Below are 13,345 nucleotides of genomic sequence, written 5' to 3' on the forward strand. Positions count from 1 at the left end.
CTCCCCTTTCCGGGTTCAGCCAGCCACGGCCGCCCGGCCCGCGCGCTCGCGGGCTATGATGTTCTTCATGATGTGCGCGGTGCCGTCGCCGATCTGCAGGCCGAGCACATCGCGCAAGCGCTGCTCGAACGGCAGTTCGCTGGAATAGGCGGCGTGGCCGTGGATCAGCAGGCAGCAATGGATCGCCTCATAGGCGAGCAGCGGCGGCCACCACTTCGCCATCGCCGCCTCGGCGACATGCGGCAAGTCATTGTCCTTGAGCCAGAGTGCGTTGTAGCTCAGCAGCCGCGCGCCCTCGATCCGCGTATCGAAATCCGCGAGCTGGTGGGTGATGCCCTGGAACGCCCCGAGCGGCTTGCCGAAGGCATGGCGCTCGCCGATGTAGGCCCATGTTTCATCGAGGCTCTGCCGCGCAGTGCCGAGGCATTGCAGCCCGATCAGCGAGCGAGAGAAGTCGAAGCCCTGCATCACCTGCACGAAGCCCTTGCCCTCGTCTCCGAGCAGGTTCTCCGCTGGCACCTTCACGTTGTCGAAGAAGATGGAGCCGCGCCCGATCGCGTGCTGGCCGACATCCGTGAAGCGGGTGGTGCTGATGCCGGGGGTGTCCATGGGCACGAAGATCGCCGAGATGCCGCGCGCCTTGTCCTCCGGCCGGCCGGTGCGGGCAAAGACAACCGCGCCAGCCGCCTGATCGGCGGCCGAGATCGAGGTTTTCTCGCCATTGATGATATAATGATCACCCGCGCGTTCCATGCGCAGTCCGAGATTGGCAGCATCCGACCCGCCGCGCGGTTCGGTGAGTGCGATGGCGATCATGATCTCGCCCGCCGTGAGCTTCGGCAGCCACTCCCGCCGGATGTCCGGATTGGCGAAACTGGCGAGGATCTGGCCGTTCAGCGACGCGAGGATGTTCACGTAGCCGAAGTTGAAGTCCGCTTTGGCGATTTCCTCGATGATGACGCCGGAATAGATCGCGCCCGCGCCGAGCCCGCCGAATTGTTCCGGCAGTTCAGGCGCGATCAGCCCGAGGCCGCCCATTTCGCGCACCAGTTCCTTGCCGAAGGCACCGGCTTTCTCGCGCGCCTGATAGCCAGGCGCGAGCTTTTCCGTCGCGAACTTGCGGGCGAGGTCGCGCAGATCGCTCAATTCCGCCGTGTCGAAGATCGTGGGATGCATGTTTCCTCCCCGGTTACTGGACCATCAGGCTCATTTTTCTTCGTTACTTGCCGAATTTCCTGAAATCCGGCTTTCTCTTCTCGCGGAATGCGATGCCGCCTTCCTTGCTCTCGTCGGTCTCGTAGTAGAGGCTGAGCGCCCGCATCCCGAGGGCCGAGATGCCACGGATGTTTTCGCTGTCGGCGTTGAACGACACCTTGGCCAGCGCCAGCGCGGTGGGAGAGCGCTCCATCAGCTCCGCCACCCAGCGATCGACCTCGGCGTCGAGTTCCTCGTGCGGAACGACGGCGTTGACGAGCCCCATGGCCAACGCCTCGGCGGCGGTGTAGCGCCTGTTGAGGTACCAGATTTCGCGGGCGCGCTTCTCGCCGACGATGCGGGCGAGATAGGCGGTGCCGAAACCGGGATCGACTGAACCGACCTTGGGGCCCACCTGGCCGAACTGCGCCTTTCCGGAGGCGATGGTGAGGTCGCAGACGGTGGCGAGCACGTTGCCGCCGCCGATGGCGAAGCCGTTGACGCGCGCGATCACCGGCTTGGGCACGTCACGGATCAGGCTCTGCAACTCGTCGACGGGCAACCCGATCACGCCCCGGCCGTCGTATTGCCCATCGTGTGCCGACTGGTCGCCGCCCGTGCAGAAGGCCTTGTCGCCCGCGCCCGTCAGCACGATCACGCCGATCTTGCGATCCCAACCGGCGGTCTGGACCGCGTGGATCAGCTCATCCACCGTGTGGCCGCGAAAGGCGTTATACTTGTCGGGCCGGTTGATGGTGATCCAGGCGGCACCGTTCTTCACTTCATAGAGAATATCCGTATAGGTCATGGCTCGTCCTTTCAGCCGTGCATCGTCAGGCCGCCGGAGACGGAGATCACCTGCCCGGTGATGAAGGCGGCGTCATCGGAGGCGAGGAACAGGATCGCGCCGGGCAGATCGTCGGGCTTGCCCAGCCGGCCGAGCGGCACGGCCCGGGTGAAGGCGACGCGCAGCTTTTCCTTGTCGCCCGCCGCTTCCATGAAGCTCTCCAGCATCGCCGTCTCGGTCACGCCGGGGCAAACCACGTTGAAAGTGATGCCATGGCGGGCATGCTCGCGCGCCAGCGTCTTCGAGAAGGCGATGACGCCCGCCTTGCAGGCGGCGTAGACGGATTCGCCCGACGATCCCACGCGCCCGGCGTCCGAACCGATCGAGACGACCCGGCCGGCGACACCCCGCGCCACCATCGAAGCAACAACGGGTTTGGTAATGTTCAGCACGGCGCGCAGGTTGATATCGATGATCTTCGTCCAGAAATCGGGTTCGGATTTCAGGAAGGGGGCGAACAGATCCCAGCCAACGTTGTTGACCAGCACATCGATCGGACCGAACTCCGCCTCGACATTTGCCACTGCGGCGGCAGTCGCTTCGTAATCGACGAGATCGACGGCAAGCGCCGTTGCCTCTCCGCCGGCGCTCCGGATGGCATCAACCGCCCGGGCGGCCGCCTCGGCGCCGATATCGGCCACGACGACACGGGCCCCCTCTTCCGCGAATCGCCGGCCGGTCGCCGAACCGATGCCTCCCGCGCCGCCTGTTACGACAACTACTTTACCTTTCAAGCCCCTCACAGATGCCTCCATTGCTGATTTAAGGCCATAAGGATTCCGTCAACAAAACCGCTTTTTCTGCGGATTTGAAGCCATTGTCGCATCCAGAAATGGATCGACCTCCCCGGCAATCGTCGTAATCCGGCCCAACTTTTATGTCAATATATTTACCTTATTTTTAATGCGGTACGTCTCTTGACTGCCTGGCCGCCGCAGGCAAGACTGGCACCATGACGAAAGATGTTGACGCATTCGGGGGGCTGTCCGTCGGGTTGAGCAACAGGCTCTTCTTCCGGCTCTATCAATGCGCCAACATGCTGCACAAGACGGGCACGCGGGCGCTGGACGAGCATGGCATTACCACCCAGCAGTGGGCCGTTCTCGGCGCGCTGACGCGGCCCGCCTTCGAGAACGGGGTGGCTGTCGGAGACCTCGCGGCGTTCCTGCTGGTCAGCCGGCAGAATCTCGCGGGCGTGCTGTCGCGGCTTGAGGTGCTCGACTATGTCGAGCGGGCGGTGGATGCGAACGACAATCGGTCGCGCCTCGTGCGTCTTACAGCCAAGGGCCGCAGCCTCTGGGACAAGGATATGCGTTCCGTGATCGCCGACTATTACGACGAGGCGCTGACGGGCTTCTCCACCGAGGACAAGATCCACATGATCCACTACCTCGACAAGATGCTGCATAATTTCAAGGCGCTCGACCCGGAAGCGCAGCCTGTGTCCGGGACGGCCGCCGCGGCGGAATGATCCGCCGCCGGAAGCCTCCCGCGGCAACCGGCGCGCGCAGGCAAAAAGCCGAACCCGTAAACCCGACGTCGCTACGACAATAAGTTGCCGTTCATGGTATCCGCCCGCTTCATGCAACGGGAGTGGATTACCATAGCGCTGGCGGATGACAGCGTTCTCCGGTGGAGGCGCCCTTGATCATAAAATGCAAATATGTTTACATGATTTGCGGGAGGGCCGCTCATGAAAGCCATCGTCCTGAAGGAGCGCGGCGCCGCAGGCGTCGTGTATGACGACATACCCGCGCCGCCGCGGCCGGAAGGCGGGGTGCGGGTGCGGATGCTCGCCGCATCGGTCAACCGCGTCGATCTCTATATGCGCGACAACGGCGCCGGCATCACCCATAGCCTGCCGCAGGTCATGGGCGTCGACGGCGTGGGCGAGGTCATGGAAGCCGACATCGACGCGGACGTCAGACCGGGGGAGCGCGTTCTGCTCTACCCTTACGAGTTCTGCGGCGTCTGCCGGCACTGCCTGGCCGGCGACCAGCCACTCTGCCGGACCGCGCGAATTCCGGGAGAACATCGCGACGGCACTTTCGCGGAACAGATTTCCCTGCCTGCCCGCTCCCTGGTGAAACTCCGCCCGGATGCCGATGTCGATCAGGCGGCGGTGCTGGGGGTCGCCTATCTCACGGCGTGGCGGATGGTGTTCGGCAAGGCCCCCGCGGGGCCGGGCAGCGTGGTGCTGGTGCAGGGCGCCGGCGGCGGCGTTTCCTATGCCGCCGTGCAACTCGCGCGCATGGCGGGTGCCCGTGTGATCGTGACGACCACCGGTGAGGACAAGCTGGCGCATTTCCGCGCGCTCTCCATCGACGCCGTGGATTACCGCACCGCCGACGTGGCGAAGGCGGTGCTTTCGCTGACGGATGGCGAAGGTGCGGACCTCGTGATCGACAACGTGGGCGAAAAGACGTGGGGCGCCTCGCTGCGGTCGATGGCCCGGGGCGGGCATCTCGTTACCTGCGGGGCGACGACCGGCGCCCATCCGTCCGCCGATATCCAGCGGCTGTTCGTGCGGCAATTGTCGGTTCACGGCTCGACAATGGGCAACATGGAGGAGTTCCGCCGCCTGATCCGCGCCTGGGAGAGCGGCGGTTTCACGCCGCTGATCGACAGCGTCTTTCCCCTCACCGAAGTGCCAGCCGCCTTTGCGCGGCTGGAGCATCCCGCCCGTCTGGGCAAGATCGTCATCCGCATAGCTGAGAGCACCGAAACGTCATGAGCTATGAGACCATTCTCGTCGCGACCGAAGGCCCGGTCGGCATCATCACACTGAACCGGCCGGAGGCCCTGAACGCGCTGAACGGCAGGCTCACAGCCGAACTCTCGTCGGCCGCCGCCGCGTTCGATGCGGACGAGACGGTCGGCGCCGTCGTGGTGACAGGCTCGGAGCGCGCCTTCGCGGCGGGCGCCGACATCAAGGAAATCAGGGACAAGACTTTCGCGGAAGTCTATGGCGAGAACTTCATCACCGCCTCGTGGGAGGGCCTTTCGCGCGTGCGCAAGCCAACGGTCGCGGCTGTGTCCGGGCATGCCGTCGGTGGGGGCTGCGAACTCGCCCTCATGTGCGACATCATCGTCGCCTCGGAAACGGCACGCTTCAGCCTGCCGGAGACGCAGATCGGCATCATCCCCGGCGCCGGCGGCACACAGCGGCTGACGCGCATCGTGGGCAAGGCGGTGGCGATGGACATGATCCTGACGGGCCGGACGCTAGCCGCCGATGAGGCGCTCGCCATGGGCCTCGTATCCCGCGTCGTGCCGCCGGGCACGTATCTGGCGCAGGCCGTGGCGCTCGCCGCGAAGATCGCCACCCTGTCGCGCCCCATCGTCATGCTGGCGAAGGAAGCGGTGAACGCCGCCTACGAAACCCACCTCGCAGAAGGCATCTACATCGAGCGGCGCCTGCTCTACACCACCTTCGCCACCGAGGACAGACGCGAGGGGATGACGGCCTTCGCCGAGAAGCGCAAGCCCGTGTTCAGGAATCGCTGACGGCAACGATGCGGCAAACATCCGTGCCGCTAGAATCTGTCCTGTTTACATTGAAACAGGACAGATTCTAGGTTCCTTATATTGAGCGAATTCTGATCGATCAGATGATTCCATCTGATCGGAATGCGCTCTAACAGGCAAGGCGCGCGTTGGTCGGGCTGCGGACCGGCGGCGAACGGGATGAATGCGGCCCATCAGCAAGATGCGCCCTGCGCTCCACGTCTCATGGCTGGAAGACCGTGTTTCACGATCTCCCCGTGACCCTGTTCCGCTGACTGCCATCAACTCCGCAGCAGATGCAGCAGGGCCGATGTCACCGCCTGCGGCTGCTCGATGGGTGTGAGGTGGCCGGCATGGGGCACGATATCGAGCCGCGAGAAGGGAATGGCGACCGCCATCTCGCGATGGAGTTCCGGCGGCGTCAGCGCGTCATGCTCCCCGCACAGCACCAGCACAGGGCAACGCAGGCGGGCAAGCGTCGCGCGGCTGTCGGGTCGGTCGATCAGGCTCTGGCGGGCGAACACCTCGGGGCCTAGCCGCGCCGTCATGGCGCGCACCCGCTCGACCATCTCCGTGTTGCCGAGGTGTTCGGGCGCGAGATAAGTGTGCAGCAGATGCTCGCCGAAGCCATGGAATTTTCCGGGGTTACGCGCCGTGGCGATGAGCCGCCGCCGCTCCTGCGCGCGGTCCGGGCTGTCGGGCAGCATCGTCGTGTCGAGCAGCGCAAGGTGGCTCACCCGTTCGGGCGCGATGCGCATGATCTCCAGCGCCACGATCCCGCCGAGCGAGAACCCGGCGAGCGCGAACCGGCCCTCGGCGCCGGCGAGCACGCCGCTTGCCAGTGCCGACAGCGTTTCGCCGCGCGTGATGTCGGCCACGACCGGCCGCGCGACGTCAGACAGGCCGGCGATCTGGTCGCGCCAGAGATCGGCGTCGTTGAGCAAGCCGGGGATCAGGACAAGCTGCGGCAGATCGGACATGATTCATCCCACCTCGGTCAGGATGGCGCGGGCGCGGATGCGCACCGGCTCGTCGACCATGGCGCCATCGACCGAGGCCGCGCCGTCGCCGGATGCCAGCACCCGCCGCGCCCAGGCAACCTCCGCCTCCGTCGGGGCGAAGGCACTCTTCACTTCGGCGACCTGTCTGGGGTGGATGCACAGCTTCCCCGTCATGCCGAGCGCCCGGGCATGGGCCGCGTCGTCGTGGGCGACGGCCACATCGTCAAGCTGCACCGTGACGCCGTCGACAGGCGCGGCGATTCCGGCCAAACGCGAGGCCAGCACGAGTTGCAGCCGCACCGGCAGCAGAACCTCGCGCAGATGGGCGCAGCCCAGATCGGCGCAGAAATCGACGGAGCCGAAGGCGAGCCGCGCCACACCGGGAGTGGCGGCGATGGCCTGCACACGGGCGATGCCGCGCGCGCTCTCGACCAGCGCGATCAGCGGGATATCGCCGCCGAGCTTCAATGAGACCGATGCGAGCATCGCCGGATCTTCCGCCTTCGGCAGCATGACCGCCGCGAGAGGCAGTTGCCGCACCGCCGCGACATCCGCCTCATGCCAGACCGTGCCCACCGCGTTGATGCGCACGATCACCGGCAGGTCGGTGAAATCGCACGCAAGCACCGCCCGCGCTGCGTCCTTGGCATCGGCGGCGACGGCATCCTCCAGGTCGAGGATCACCGTATCAGCGCCCGCCGCCGCCGCCCGGGCGAAACGCTCGGGGCGGTTGGCCGGCACGAAGAGGGGTGCGCGGATCGAAGCCAGATCTACCATTCCGCGGTCTACCATTCCGCCTTGGCCTCCATCGCCACCGGGCCGCCGACGCGGGCCGTCCAGAGCTTCAGGGCCGCGCCGTCCTCCGCCGCATCGAGAATGAAGTCCGCGTTGTCGAACAGCGGCGACAGGCTGCGGAACGAAAAGCGCGCAGGCGCCCGGCCGCCGATGTCGGCGGCGAGATGGAGCAGCATCGTCGCCTGCATCGGCCCGTGGACGACAAGCCCGGGATAGCCCTCGACGTCACGCGCATAGGGCGCGTCGTAGTGAATGCGGTGGCCGTTGAAGGTAAGCGCCGAATAGCGGAACAGCAAGGTCGTTGTCGGCACGATCAGGCGGCGATGCGCCCCTTCCGGCGCGGCGGCCGGGGCTGCGGTGGGGGCCGGCTTCGGGCTCCCCGCGTCGCGGTAGACGATGTCCTGCCGCTCGGTGATGACGTCGCGGCCGCCGGCGCCGATGCGGTGTTCCACGGTGACGAAGCAGAGCTGTCCGGAGCGGCCCTCCTTCAGGGCCACGTCGAGAATGCGGGATGTGCGCGTCACCGTATCGCCGACACGGATGTCGTCGTGGAAGGCGAAAGCGCCGCCCGCCCACATCCGCCGCGGCAGCGGCACCGGCGGCAGGAAGCCGCCACGGGCGGGATGACCGTCGGACCCGAGCTGCGCGCCGGGAACAGCCGGCTGGCCAAGGCAGAGATGGATCAGCAGCGGTGCGGGATCGCCGGGCAGGCTGCAGCCGTCCAGGTCGAGCGTGGCGTTGAAGCGGCGGACCAGTTCCGGCGTCACCACCTCGGAAGCGCTCTCCTCGCGCCCGATCCATTCCCGCAACTGCGCAATGTCGACAGCCATCAAAGATCCTCCTTGCCGAGCGCCGGAACCGCGCCATAACGACGTTCCTCGCCCGCGAAAACCGGCGCCGGCGCGGGATAGGACACCGGACCGGCGGGCGTTTCAACCGTAATCCGCCGCAGGTGCGGATGGCGCGACAGCCCTTCCATGTCGTTGACCGAGGCGAACGCGACATCCGCAGCCTGAATGTCCGCCAACGCCTCCTCGCCCGTCCGGGCGGCGAAGGCCGCCGCCACCACGGCATCGGTCCCGGCGCGGTTGCTGACCCGCGCCACGTTGGTGGCGAAGCGCGGATCGGTCCCAAGCGCCTCGTCGCCGAGGAAAACCCTGGCCAGATTGCGCCACTCGCGGTCGCTCTGCACCGAGATCAGGATCTGCTTGCCGTCGCCCGTCGCAAATACGCCGTAAGGAGCGATCGAGGGATGGGCGAGACCGATCCGCTTCGGCGACCTGCCGCCTTCGTGGTTGAGCAGCGGCACGGTCAGCCAGTCGGCCATGACGTCGAACATCGAGACGCTGATATGAGCACCCTCGCCGGTAACGGAGCGCCGGATCAGCGCTTCCAGGATCGCCGCGTAGGCGGTGGCGCCGGTGGCGATGTCGACGATCGAGATGCCCACGCGCGCCGGGCTCTCCGGCCCGCCGGTGACCGAACACAGGCCGGATTCCGCCTGGATCAGCAGGTCATAGGCCTTGCGCGAGGCCATGGGCCCGCTCTCACCATAACCCGAGATGGACAACGCGATCAGCCGGGGAAACTCCCGCGAGAGCCTCTCGTGATCAAAGCCGAGGCGGTCGAGCGCACCGGGCTTCAGGTTCTGGACCAGCACATCAGCACCGGTCAGCAATTCGGCGAGCCGCGCCTTGCCCTCGGGCTTCGTCAGGTCGAGCGTGAGCGATTCCTTGCCGCGATTCAGCCAGACGAAGTAGCTCGACAGCCCGCCGGCGACGTCGTCATAGCCGCGGGCAAAGTCCCCTTCCGGCCGTTCGATCTTGATGACGCGCGCCCCGGCATCCGCGAGGCGCGACGACGTGAACGGCGCGGCCACCGCCTGCTCGATGGCGACGACGGTGATGCCGCTGAGTGGAAGCTGCTCACCCGCCATCAGAACGACCTCGGCAGGCCGAGCACATGCTCCGCCACATAGGAGAGGATGAGGTTCGTCGAGATCGGCGCGACCTGATAAAGCCGCGTCTCGCGGAACTTGCGCTCGACGTCGTACTCGCAGGCGAAGCCGAAGCCACCGTGGAACTGCAGGCAGGCGTTGGCCGCCTCCCACGATGCCTTGGCCGCGAGATACTTCGCCATGTTGGCCTGCGTGCCGCAGGGCTGGTGCGCGTCATAGAGGCGGCAGGCCTCGAAGCGCATCAGGTTCGCGGCTTCCACCTCGATGAAGGCTTCGGCGATGGGAAACTGCACGCCCTGGTTCTGGCCGATCGGGCGGCCGAACACGACACGCTCCTTGACGTATTCGGATACCTTGTCGACGAACCAATAGCCGTCACCGATACATTCGGCGGCGATCAGCGTGCGCTCGGCGTTGAGGCCGGTCAGGATATACTTGAAGCCCTGCCCCTCCTCGCCGATCAGATTCTCCGCCGGGATTTCCAGCTCGTCGAAGAACAGCTCGTTGGTCTCGTGGTTCACCATGTTGAGGATCGGGCGGACCTCCATCCCCTTCTTCATCGCATCCTGGATGTCCACGATGAAGATCGACAGACCTTCGGACTTCTTCTTCACGTCGGCCAGCGGCGTGGTGCGGGCCAGCAGGATCATGAGATCGGAGTGCTGGACGCGGCTGATCCAGACCTTCTGGCCATTGACGACGTAACGGTCGCCTCGTCTGACGGCGGTCGTCTTGATCTTGGTCGTGTCCGTGCCGGTCGTCGGTTCCGTCACGCCCATGGATTGCAGGCGCAGTTCGCCCGAGGCGATCTTCGGCAGATAGCGCTGGCGCTGCTCCTCCGAGCCGTGGCGCACCAGCGTATTCATATTGTACATCTGGCCGTGGCAGGCGCCCGAGTTGCCGCCCGCGCGGTTGATCTCCTCCATGATCACGGACGCCTCGGTCAGCCCCAGCCCCGAGCCGCCGTATTCCTCCGGGATGAGCGCCGCAAGCCAGCCCGCCTTCGTGAGCGCGTCGACGAATTCCTCCGGATAGGCGCGGGCCTCGTCGACCTTGCGGTGGTACTCCGCCGGAAACTGTCCGCAGAGATCGCGGATGGCGTCACGGATATCCTGATACTGGTCTGACACGGTTTGCATCGCCTCACTCGAAAAAGTTCACCGCAGCACGAAGGGGTTCGGAACGCCCTCGGCCAGGTTCAGCCAGACGCATTTGGTCTGCAGATACTCGTAGATGGCCTCCTGGCCGTTCTCGCGCCCGATGCCGCTTTTCTTGTAGCCGCCGAAAGGCGCCAGGAAACTCACGGCGCGGTAGGTGTTCACCCAGACCGTGCCGGCCTTCAGCGCGTCGGCCATGCGGACGGCGCGGCGCATGTTCTGCGTCCATACGCCGGCGGCAAGGCCGTAGATCGTGTCATTGGCGATGCGGATCGCGTCCTCGTCGTCCTCGAAGGGAATGATCGACAGCACCGGGCCGAACACCTCCTCGCGGGCTATGCGCATGTCGTTGGTGACATTGCCGAAGATGGTGGGTTCCACGAACCAGCCGTTCTTCAGCGCCGAATCCGCCGGCACCTTGCCACCCAGCAGGCACTCCGCCCCCTCCGCCTTCGCCACGGCGATATAGTCGAGCACCTTCTTGCGCTGCGGCTGCGTGGTGATCGGGCCGACTTGCGTGTCGGCTTGCATCGGATCGCCGAGACGGGCGCCTGCGGCGAAGTCCACGACACGGCGCGATACCTCGTCATAGACCGAGCGCTGCACCAGCAGGCGCGATCCAGCGATGCAGGTCTGGCCGGAGGCGGCGAAGATACCCGAGATGGCACCCTTCACCGCGTCGTCCAGATTGGCGTCCTCAAAAATGATGTTGGGGGACTTGCCGCCCAGTTCCAGCGTGACGTGCTTCAGCCCCTTCGCCGCCCCGGCATAGACCGCAGCACCGGTGGCGTCGCCGCCGGTGAAGGCGACCTTGGCGACCTTGGGATGCTCCACCAGCGCCGCGCCGATCTCGTGGCCATAGCCGGTGACGGTATTGATCACACCGCTCGGGAAGCCCGCTTCCTCCGCCAGCTTCACGAACTCCAACGTCGACACCGACGTGAATTCGGACGGCTTGATGACCACCGTATTGCCCGCCGCCAGCGCGGCCGCGAGCTTCCACGTGAGCAGCAGCAGCGGTGAGTTCCACGGGGTGATGCAGACCACGACGCCCAGAGGCTCGTGCTTGGTGTAGATGAAGACATCGGATTTGTCGGGCGGCAGCACGCCGCCCTCGATCTTGTCGGCGAGGCCGGCGAAGTAGTAATAATACTCGGGCAGGTAACGCACCTGGCCGGACATCTCGGCATAGAGCTTGCCGTTGTCCCGGGTTTCCAGCTTCGCGAGCCGCTCGGCATCGCGCGCGATCAGATCGCCCAGCCGGCGCAGCAGCTTGCCCCGCGCCGTGGCCGTCAGTGCCGCCCACGGGCCGGTGGTGAAGGCGGCATGCGCAGCCTCGACCGCAGCCTCGACATCCGCGACGCCGCACTGCGGCACCTCGGCCCACGGCTCGCCGGTATACGGATTTTCCGAAACGAGCCAGCGTCCCGTCGTGCTCTGCACCGGCGCACCGTTCACCGTGTTGAAAAATCTTTCAAGGCCGCTCATCGTTTTTTTCCCTGCTATCGCCGCTTCGGCTGCGTCACGTCGGATCGGCTGACAGCCGGGGGCCGCCAGGAAGCGGTTCTTGAAATGAACGCCATCGCAGGGCGGCAGAACGCACGGCAGACTCTACTGCCAGTCTCCCGGCGTCGTGTCCGGTTCCGTTCATCTGCATGGCATCCTCCGCGCCTCGTTATCCGGATAGTCGTAACGTGCCGGGAAGAAATCAAAAAATGCTATTTTTCTCTTCGAGATATAGCAATATTCTATACCTTCTTGTTGGCAGCGAGCATTTGACCGCCCCAGATGCCGGCATTCACCAGCGCAGTCGCGATTTCAATGAACGTATTGCCGACATAGCGCGCGGCGGGGCTGACGGGCCTGTCCGCCGAGTAGCAGACGACGAGTTTGCGTTCGGGTGTCGGGTCCGTGAGCGGCGCCGCGAACAGCCGGCCTTCGCGGATCATGCGGTGGATAGACGCGAGCGGCAGCATCGTGGCGCCGAAACCGGCACACGTGAGGTCCGTCATCGCCGCAAAGGAATCGGCCTCCACGACGTGGGTATAGACAATCCCGGCCCGTCTGGCGCATTCGTCGAAGATCTCTCTCAGGCCGTGGCGCGGGCTGGGCAGCACGAGCTGCTCGTCGGCCAGCTTCGCGAACTGAACGGGCCTGTCCGGCGACAGCCCCGGACGCGAACTCACAAGATAGAGCTGCTCCATCATCACGGGCGTCACACGCAGCGACTTCGCCGGGGGAGGATCGTAGGTGACGACGATATCGAGTTCCCCGCGTTTCAGCCAGTCGAGAAGGTAGCCGCTGAAAGCCGAGGAGAAGCGGATATTCAGATTGGGATGCGCCTGGCGGATGCGCTGCATCAGGGGCACGGTGACGATTTCGGCAACCGTGGGCGTGGTGCCGATCCGGACCATCCCGCGGAAGGAGGTCCGCCCCTCCTCCACGGAACGGCGCATGGCATCAAGCTCGGCCAGCACCCTCACCGCGTGGTCCAGCACGTCCTGCCCCGTCTCGGTAATGGTCATTCCGCGCCCGTGGCGCTCGAACAGCAGGACGCCGAGTTCCTGCTCCAGAAGCCGGATCTGCCGGCTCAGCGCAGGCTGAACGGTGTTCAGGCGATCCGCCGCCTTGCTGATGCTGCCAAGCTCGGCGACATGGACCAGCGTCACGAGCTGCGAGATGTCCATGATCCCTCCCTTTCCTCCTGACACGATCATCGATCCGGTCAGGCCACATCACTTTGTGGCATAGCCCATGTCATGAGCTATCAACAAGTGCAATGGCAAGGGCGGGAGCGGAGAGACCGGCGGCCATGAGGCGATGCCGGTTCGCCGGCCGAGTTGGTTTTCGTTCCCCGGCAGGCGGCATTCGCTTCGTGACGATCAAT

13 protein-coding genes are annotated in these 13,345 nt (G+C 65.6%); 3 read left to right on the plus strand and 10 right to left on the minus strand.

Annotated elements, in window-relative coordinates; translation table 11 throughout:
* Positions 1 to 15 precede the first annotated feature (15 nt).
* The 3 genes from aliB to ACFFJ7_RS13270 are packed head-to-tail and all read right to left on the minus strand — an operon-like array spanning position 16 to position 2,784.
* Complete coding sequence (gene aliB / locus ACFFJ7_RS13260) at positions 16 to 1,176, minus strand: cyclohexanecarboxyl-CoA dehydrogenase (RefSeq protein ID WP_377592905.1); 1,161 nt, start codon at positions 1,174 to 1,176, stop codon at positions 16 to 18.
* A gap of 43 nt (positions 1,177 to 1,219) precedes the next feature.
* Positions 1,220 to 2,002 carry a 2-ketocyclohexanecarboxyl-CoA hydrolase gene (gene badI, locus ACFFJ7_RS13265; protein WP_377592908.1) on the minus strand — a complete coding sequence of 261 codons (783 nt, stop codon included), beginning with the start codon at positions 2,000 to 2,002 and terminating at the stop codon, positions 1,220 to 1,222.
* 11 nt (positions 2,003 to 2,013) lie between these two features.
* Positions 2,014 to 2,784, minus strand: coding sequence for an SDR family NAD(P)-dependent oxidoreductase (locus tag ACFFJ7_RS13270; RefSeq protein ID WP_377592910.1), 771 nt, complete (start codon positions 2,782 to 2,784; stop codon positions 2,014 to 2,016).
* A gap of 209 nt (positions 2,785 to 2,993) precedes the next feature.
* On the opposite strand from ACFFJ7_RS13270, the gene ACFFJ7_RS13275 reads away from it, so the two are divergent.
* From ACFFJ7_RS13275 to ACFFJ7_RS13285, 3 genes are all read left to right on the plus strand, one after another.
* Positions 2,994 to 3,512, plus strand: a complete 519-nt coding sequence (locus tag ACFFJ7_RS13275; protein WP_166950435.1) for a MarR family winged helix-turn-helix transcriptional regulator — start codon at positions 2,994 to 2,996, stop codon at positions 3,510 to 3,512.
* Between the two features lie 222 nt (positions 3,513 to 3,734).
* Positions 3,735 to 4,775, plus strand: a complete 1,041-nt coding sequence (locus ACFFJ7_RS13280) for a zinc-binding dehydrogenase (RefSeq protein WP_377592913.1) — start codon at positions 3,735 to 3,737, stop codon at positions 4,773 to 4,775.
* Positions 4,772 to 5,548, plus strand: coding sequence for an enoyl-CoA hydratase-related protein (locus ACFFJ7_RS13285; RefSeq protein WP_377592915.1), 777 nt, complete (start codon positions 4,772 to 4,774; stop codon positions 5,546 to 5,548). The genes ACFFJ7_RS13280 and ACFFJ7_RS13285 overlap by 4 nt, the downstream gene beginning before the upstream one ends.
* Before the next feature lie 281 nt (positions 5,549 to 5,829).
* On the opposite strand, the gene ACFFJ7_RS13290 is transcribed toward ACFFJ7_RS13285, so the two are convergent.
* The 7 genes from ACFFJ7_RS13290 to ACFFJ7_RS13320 form a co-directional block, all read right to left on the minus strand.
* Positions 5,830 to 6,528, minus strand: a complete 699-nt coding sequence (locus tag ACFFJ7_RS13290) for an alpha/beta fold hydrolase (RefSeq protein WP_246225173.1) — start codon at positions 6,526 to 6,528, stop codon at positions 5,830 to 5,832.
* 3 nt (positions 6,529 to 6,531) lie between these two features.
* Positions 6,532 to 7,326, minus strand: coding sequence for an HpcH/HpaI aldolase/citrate lyase family protein (locus ACFFJ7_RS13295; protein ID WP_377592917.1), 795 nt, complete (start codon positions 7,324 to 7,326; stop codon positions 6,532 to 6,534).
* Positions 7,327 to 7,334: 8 nt separating this feature from the next.
* The gene (locus ACFFJ7_RS13300; RefSeq protein WP_377592919.1) at positions 7,335 to 8,174 is read right to left on the minus strand and encodes an HTD2 family dehydratase; all 840 of its coding nucleotides are present in this window, start codon (positions 8,172 to 8,174) and stop codon (positions 7,335 to 7,337) included.
* A complete protein-coding gene (locus ACFFJ7_RS13305) occupies positions 8,174 to 9,280 on the minus strand; it encodes a CaiB/BaiF CoA transferase family protein (RefSeq protein WP_377592922.1) in 1,107 nt (368 codons plus the stop codon). The genes ACFFJ7_RS13300 and ACFFJ7_RS13305 overlap by 1 nt, the downstream gene beginning before the upstream one ends.
* Positions 9,280 to 10,440, minus strand: a complete 1,161-nt coding sequence (locus ACFFJ7_RS13310; RefSeq protein ID WP_166950423.1) for an acyl-CoA dehydrogenase family protein — start codon at positions 10,438 to 10,440, stop codon at positions 9,280 to 9,282. Before ACFFJ7_RS13310 ends, ACFFJ7_RS13305 begins: the two co-directional genes overlap by 1 nt.
* An 18-nt stretch (positions 10,441 to 10,458) precedes the next feature.
* Positions 10,459 to 11,946 (minus strand): aldehyde dehydrogenase, encoded by a 1,488-nt coding sequence (locus ACFFJ7_RS13315; RefSeq protein WP_377592925.1) that lies wholly within the window; start codon positions 11,944 to 11,946, stop codon positions 10,459 to 10,461.
* A 260-nt stretch (positions 11,947 to 12,206) separates the two neighbouring features.
* A complete protein-coding gene (locus tag ACFFJ7_RS13320; RefSeq protein WP_377592928.1) occupies positions 12,207 to 13,145 on the minus strand; it encodes a LysR family transcriptional regulator in 939 nt (312 codons plus the stop codon).
* Positions 13,146 to 13,345: the final 200 nt, after the last annotated feature.

Origin of the sequence: Pseudochelatococcus lubricantis (assembly GCF_042432495.1) — a bacterium.
Classification (GTDB): Bacteria; Pseudomonadota; Alphaproteobacteria; order Rhizobiales; family Beijerinckiaceae; genus Pseudochelatococcus; species Pseudochelatococcus lubricantis.

Bases quoted from the DNA above. Each gene is read 5' to 3' on its own strand.
- ACFFJ7_RS13275 (WP_166950435.1), top strand. From the start codon at position 2,994: ATGACGAAAGATGTTGACGCATTCGGGGGGCTGTCCGTCGGGTTGAGC.
- ACFFJ7_RS13315 (WP_377592925.1), bottom strand. From the start codon at position 11,946: ATGAGCGGCCTTGAAAGATTTTTCAACACGGTGAACGGTGCGCCGGTG.
- aliB (WP_377592905.1), bottom strand. From the start codon at position 1,176: ATGCATCCCACGATCTTCGACACGGCGGAATTGAGCGATCTGCGCGAC.
- ACFFJ7_RS13280 (WP_377592913.1), top strand. From the start codon at position 3,735: ATGAAAGCCATCGTCCTGAAGGAGCGCGGCGCCGCAGGCGTCGTGTAT.
- ACFFJ7_RS13300 (WP_377592919.1), bottom strand. From the start codon at position 8,174: ATGGCTGTCGACATTGCGCAGTTGCGGGAATGGATCGGGCGCGAGGAG.
- ACFFJ7_RS13320 (WP_377592928.1), bottom strand. From the start codon at position 13,145: ATGGACATCTCGCAGCTCGTGACGCTGGTCCATGTCGCCGAGCTTGGC.
- ACFFJ7_RS13295 (WP_377592917.1), bottom strand. From the start codon at position 7,326: ATGGTAGATCTGGCTTCGATCCGCGCACCCCTCTTCGTGCCGGCCAAC.
- ACFFJ7_RS13310 (WP_166950423.1), bottom strand. From the start codon at position 10,440: ATGCAAACCGTGTCAGACCAGTATCAGGATATCCGTGACGCCATCCGC.
- ACFFJ7_RS13285 (WP_377592915.1), top strand. From the start codon at position 4,772: ATGAGCTATGAGACCATTCTCGTCGCGACCGAAGGCCCGGTCGGCATC.
- ACFFJ7_RS13290 (WP_246225173.1), bottom strand. From the start codon at position 6,528: ATGTCCGATCTGCCGCAGCTTGTCCTGATCCCCGGCTTGCTCAACGAC.
- ACFFJ7_RS13305 (WP_377592922.1), bottom strand. From the start codon at position 9,280: ATGGCGGGTGAGCAGCTTCCACTCAGCGGCATCACCGTCGTCGCCATC.
- badI (WP_377592908.1), bottom strand. From the start codon at position 2,002: ATGACCTATACGGATATTCTCTATGAAGTGAAGAACGGTGCCGCCTGG.